We start from the raw sequence: 4,933 nt of genomic DNA on the forward strand, positions 1-4,933 counted from the left end.
ACCGAGGCGCGGGGGCTGTGGGAGCCGGCGCACACGGCGCGGTCGGATGCCGCGGATCTGCGGGCGGAGCTGCCGCTGGACACGAACGACTGCCTCACCGCCGCCCGCCGCATCTACCAGCGCCACGGCTTCACCCTCGTCGCCGAGAAGCCGCACCATTCCTTCGGGGTCGACCTGGTGGGGCAGGACTGGCGGCTGGGGCTGGGACCGGCTCCCGCTCACCGGATGACGCGGGATGACGCGGGACGGCACGGGACGACACGGGACGACGCCGGATGACGCCGAACGACACGGGATGATGCCGGATGGAACGGTACGGACCGAGATGTCACGGTGGAATGACCGGCGATGCCGAGTAGGGTCCGAAGACATGAAACTCGCCTTCTCCACCCTCGGTGTTCCCGGTCTTCCCATCGCCGACGTCGTACGGCTCGCCGTCGCGCACGGTTATCACGGTGTCGAATTGCGTGCCCATCCCGAGGAACCGGTGCATCCGGGGATCGACGCCGCCGAGCGGGCGGACGTGGCGGCGGAGTTCAAGGCGGCGGGGGTGGAGATCCTGGGGCTCGCGGGGTATGCGCGGGTCGCGGCGCCGGGGGACGACGGGCCCGTACTGGAGGAGATCCGCCAACTGCTGGACCTGGCCCGGGACTTGGGCGCACCCTTCGTACGGGTCTTCCCCGGCGGGGACCCGGCGGGCGGGCAGAGCGCGGACGAGGCCGACGCCGTCGCCACCCGGCGGCTCGGGGTGGCCGCGGAGGACGCGGCCGACCGGGGCGTACGGATCCTGCTGGAGACCCATGACTCGCACCGCACCGGCGCGGACGCGATCCGCGTGCTCGGCCTGGTCGGGCACCGTAACGTCGGCTCGCTCTGGGACGTGATGCACACCTGGCTCGGCGGCGAGCAGCCCTCCGAGTCCTTCGCCGCCCTCGCCCCCTTCCTCGGCTACGTACAGGTCAAGGACATCGCCTCGGCCGACGACACGACCCCGCTGCCGCTCGGCGCGGGGGTGCTGCCGCTGGCGGAGTGCGTCGAGCTGTTGTCCCGCAAGGGCTGGGACGGATGGCTGTGCTGGGAGTACGAGAAGCGGTGGTACGAGAACGCCGCGCCGCTGGAGGGGTTGCTGGGGGCCGGGCGGGAGCATCTCGGGCGGCTGCTGAACGACGCGGCGTAGGGCAACGACGCGTACGCAGAACCATGACCAACGACGTGGCGTGAAACCAGGATTTCATCGCGTAAAGCCGTGGCCTTAGCTTGAAAGCTCAAGCTCGGCGGGATTTTGAACGTAAATCAGTCCTCAGCCCCCCAAAGCCGATCACCGGTTGGACAGATACCGACAGTAACTCTTGGAAAACGGAGCGCTCCGGCCTGCCTTTACACCAGACTTACCTCCCGCACGGGAGACAAGGTCAACTAGCCACATCCTGGGGGGATTTGGCATATGCATGGCACGGTCGACGATTTCAGTTACGGAGCGGTCACCCCGGTGGCCGCCTACATCATGGCCTGCCTGGGCGGTGCGCTCGGGCTGCGCTGTGTCGTCAGGTCCGTATACAACGAGCGATCCTGGAAACCCGGCTGGCTCGCCCTCGGTGCCACGTCGATCGGCTGCGGCATCTGGACGATGCACTTCATCGCCATGATCGGCTTCCGCGTGGAGGAGAGCCCCATCCACTACGACGTCGGCCTGACGGTGCTCAGCCTCGCCGTCGCGGTCGTCGTGGTCGGTATCGGGGTGTTCGCCGTCGGATACCGAGGGGTCAGCACCGCCACGCTGTGCGCGGCCGGCGATGTCACCGGGCTCGGGGTCGCCGCCATGCACTACTTAGGCATGGCCGCCATCCAGCTGAACGGCTACATCCAGTACGACATCACCGTCGTCGCCCTCTCCATCGTCATCGCCATCGTCGCCGCCACCGCCGCGCTCTGGGCGGCCGTGTCGATCCGGGGCTTTCTCACCAGCCTGGGCGCGAGCCTGGTCATGGGCGTCGCCGTGTCCGGCATGCACTACACCGGGATGGCCGCCGTGGGCGTCCATCTGCACGGCACGAACGCCGGCCACTTATCCGGTGAGTCGCCCCTGTCGATCCTGCTGCCCATGCTCATCGGGCCGATCATCTTCCTGCTGCTGGCCGGTGTCGTCGTGATGTTCGACCCGATGCTCGTCCTGGGCGAGGGCGAGTGGGGCCGGGCCGCGGGCGGGCGGAAGCGGGGACCGGAGGGGCCGCGTGAGGAGTCCCACCAGCGGGCGTCCGCCGCCGCTTGGCGCGCCGACCGCCCCGACGTACCCCTGCCCCACCCGGACGACGGTTCCGGGTCGCTCTTCGACCCTCCGGCGCGGCCGGCACGGTCCGTGCGGCAACAGCCGCAGGGGGCCGCTCCGCGCGTCCAGAAGTGGTGAGTCCGTCTCCGGCCCGCCTCTCGTACATCCCTTTGACCAGGTGACACGAGCAACGGCAGGATGGGCGTTCGTCACATGCCGGGACGAAGGGCTGCTGGACGAGCGGGCGCCGGTGGGTGGCTGACGAGCGGGCGCCGGTGGGTGGCTGACGGACGGATGACGTCGGCGCTCAGTTTCTCGGACTCCAGCCGCAGCTGCTCCGCGGGTCGTCCTACGGAAGTGCCAGGACAGGTCGTCGGATGGCTGCGGCGCCGTCGTGGTTGCTCGCGCCCACGCGGCGGAGCCGCACATCGACACAGCCCCGCGCCCCTGAAAGACCCCGGGCGCGCCCCGCGCTTTCAACCCGGCGGTCAATGCCTCGGCTCCGGCAGCAGCCTCGGTTCGACGCGTTCCTCCGTGGTGCCGGTCTCGCCTTCGCGGCGGACGATGTACGCGGACCTGCCCGGGATCTCCGCGACCGCCTCCACCAACTCCGTGCCCCGGTACACGAGTCCGACGCCGTCGTCCGTGCAGTGGGTCTCCGGGAGGGTGCCGGTGGCGACGAGGTCGTGGACCAGGGGACGGCGGCCCGCGTCGCTGTCGTAGTGGACGCCGTTGCCGTACGGGAGGTAGGCCAACGCGTCCGTCACCGGGCGGAGTCGAGGGCCGAAGGAGTCGGTCGTGCCGCCCCGGAACCAGCAGATGGAGCCGACGCTGACACCGCTGAGGACGACGCCGGACTGCCAGGCCCGGCGGAAGATCTCGTCGAGGCCGTGGACCCGCCAGACGGCCAGCAGGTTGGCCACCGAGCCGCCCATGACCCAGACGACGTCCTGTTCGAGGACGGCGCCCTCGACGTCCTCGATGTTCGGCATCGGGAAGAGGGCCAGCGGGGTCAGATCGAAGCCCGCCACCCGCGCGGCCTCGCTCATGCGGGCGGTCATGTGCTCGGAGTCGCCGACGGCCGTACCGACGTACATGACCTTCGGGCGACGGCCGTCGACCCCCGACAGCTCCACCGCGTGGTGCACCAGCGAGTGGAAGGTCACCCGGGTGCGGTCCCCCAGGCGGTGGCCGCCCGACGTGGCGACGATGGTGGGCTCGGAGGCAGTCATGGCCGGGAGGGTAGCAAGGCGTACGCCGCCCTCCCGGCCCGCGCTCCTGTATGGGCGTTCAGTTGGCCGTGCCGGTCGTCTCACTCGGCGCCCGGCGGCTCCCGCCTCACTCGGCGCCCGGCAACTCCCGCCGGAACTCCGCGAACACCTCGTGGAAGTCCGGGAACGTCTTCCGTACGCAGCCGGGGTCGTCGAACGTGATGCCCGGCACCCGAAGTCCCGTCACGGCGAAGGACATCACGATGCGGTGGTCGCCGTACGTCTTGATGTCCGTGGTGGAGGTCAGCGGTGCGCCGGGGCGGATCTCGATCCAGTCGGGGCCCGTGGCGACCTCCGCCCCCAGCCGCCGGAGGTTCTCCGCGCAGGCCTCCAGGCGGTCGCACTCCTTGACCCGGGTGTTGGCGACGTCCTCGATGCGGACGGGGCCGGAGGCGAAGGGGGCGATCGCGGCAAGGGTCGGCATGGTGTCGGAGATGTCACGCATGTTGACGGTGAGGCCGCGCAGTTCGCCGGTGCCGGTCACGGTCGTGCCGTCCTCGCGTACGTCCACACGGGCGCCCATCCGCCGCAGTACGTCCACGAAGCGCAGGTCGCCCTGGAGGGCGCCGGTGCCGAGGCCGGGGACGGTGACCTCGCCGCCGGTGAGGGCCGCGGCGGCGAAGAAGTAGCTGGAGGTGGAGGCGTCGGGTTCGACGGCGTAGGTGGTGGCGCGGTAGCCGCCGGGTTCGACGACGTAGGTACGGCCCTCGCGGCGGACGTCGGCGCCGAACGCCCGCATCATCGCCGTGGTGATCTCCACGTACGGCTCCGAGACCAGGTCCGTCACCGTGATGCGCAGGCCCTCGCGGGTGAGGGGGCCGAGGAGGAGCAGGGCGGTGAGGTACTGGGAGGACTGGCCGGCGTCGAGGGTGACGTCACCGCCGGTGACGCCGTTGGCGGCGATCCGCAGCGGGTGGTGGCCCTCGGCCTCCTCGTGTACGAGGTCGACGCCGAGGTCGCGCAGGGCCCGGGTGAGCGGGGCCAGGGGGCGGCGGCGCATCTGGGCGGAGGCGTCGAAGCGGTAGGTGCCGTGGCCGGCGGCGGCCAGGGTGGGCAGGAAGCGGGCGGTGGTGGCGCCGTCCCGGCAGTAGACGTCCGCCTCCTTGACCGCCGGGCCCTGGGGACGGCCGTCGATCTGCCAGGAGTCGGGGGTACGGCCGACGCGGTAGCCGAGCCGGGTCAGGCCCTCGGCGAAGCCCTCGGTGTCGTCGGATCTGAGGGGTCGTAGCAGCGTGGTGACTCCGTCGGCTGCGGCGGCGAGGAAGAGGGCGCGGGCGGTGATGGACTTGGAACCGGGGATGTCGACGAGGGGCATGCCGACATGCTGACCGATGGGGCGGGGGTGTGCCGGAGCGTCCGGCAAGTGGACCATGCGCCTTCCGACTCGGGGGTGAGG

4 protein-coding genes and 1 pseudogene are annotated in these 4,933 nt (G+C 71.0%); 3 read left to right on the forward strand and 2 right to left on the reverse strand.

The genetic code is table 11. From position 1 onward, the window contains the following. The 3 genes and pseudogenes from STRIP9103_RS51995 to STRIP9103_RS28280 all read left to right on the forward strand — a co-directional run. Positions 1-279 (forward strand): annotated as a pseudogene (locus STRIP9103_RS51995) (hypothetical protein); the annotation flags it as partial. A gap of 91 nt (positions 280-370) precedes the next feature. Next, positions 371-1,177 (forward strand): sugar phosphate isomerase/epimerase family protein, encoded by an 807-nt coding sequence (locus tag STRIP9103_RS28275; protein ID WP_048821131.1) that lies wholly within the window; start codon positions 371-373, stop codon positions 1,175-1,177. Positions 1,178-1,444: 267 nt separating this feature from the next. Next, positions 1,445-2,404: an MHYT domain-containing protein gene (locus STRIP9103_RS28280; RefSeq protein ID WP_009325966.1), complete on the forward strand. Its 960-nt coding sequence runs from the start codon at positions 1,445-1,447 to the stop codon at positions 2,402-2,404. 350 nt (positions 2,405-2,754) lie between these two features. Here the strand turns inward: STRIP9103_RS28280 and STRIP9103_RS28285 are convergent, their stop codons facing one another. Continuing rightward, on the reverse strand, positions 2,755-3,498 hold the full coding sequence (locus STRIP9103_RS28285; RefSeq protein ID WP_048821133.1) for a Type 1 glutamine amidotransferase-like domain-containing protein: 744 nt from the start codon (positions 3,496-3,498) through the stop codon (positions 2,755-2,757). Positions 3,499-3,604: 106 nt separating this feature from the next. Continuing rightward, on the reverse strand, positions 3,605-4,852 hold the full coding sequence (gene aroA / locus STRIP9103_RS28290; RefSeq protein WP_048821134.1) for a 3-phosphoshikimate 1-carboxyvinyltransferase: 1,248 nt from the start codon (positions 4,850-4,852) through the stop codon (positions 3,605-3,607). Between the last annotated feature and the right edge of the window lie 81 nt (positions 4,853-4,933).

It is taken from the genome of Streptomyces ipomoeae 91-03 (assembly GCF_000317595.1).
Classification (GTDB): domain Bacteria; phylum Actinomycetota; class Actinomycetes; order Streptomycetales; family Streptomycetaceae; genus Streptomyces; species Streptomyces ipomoeae.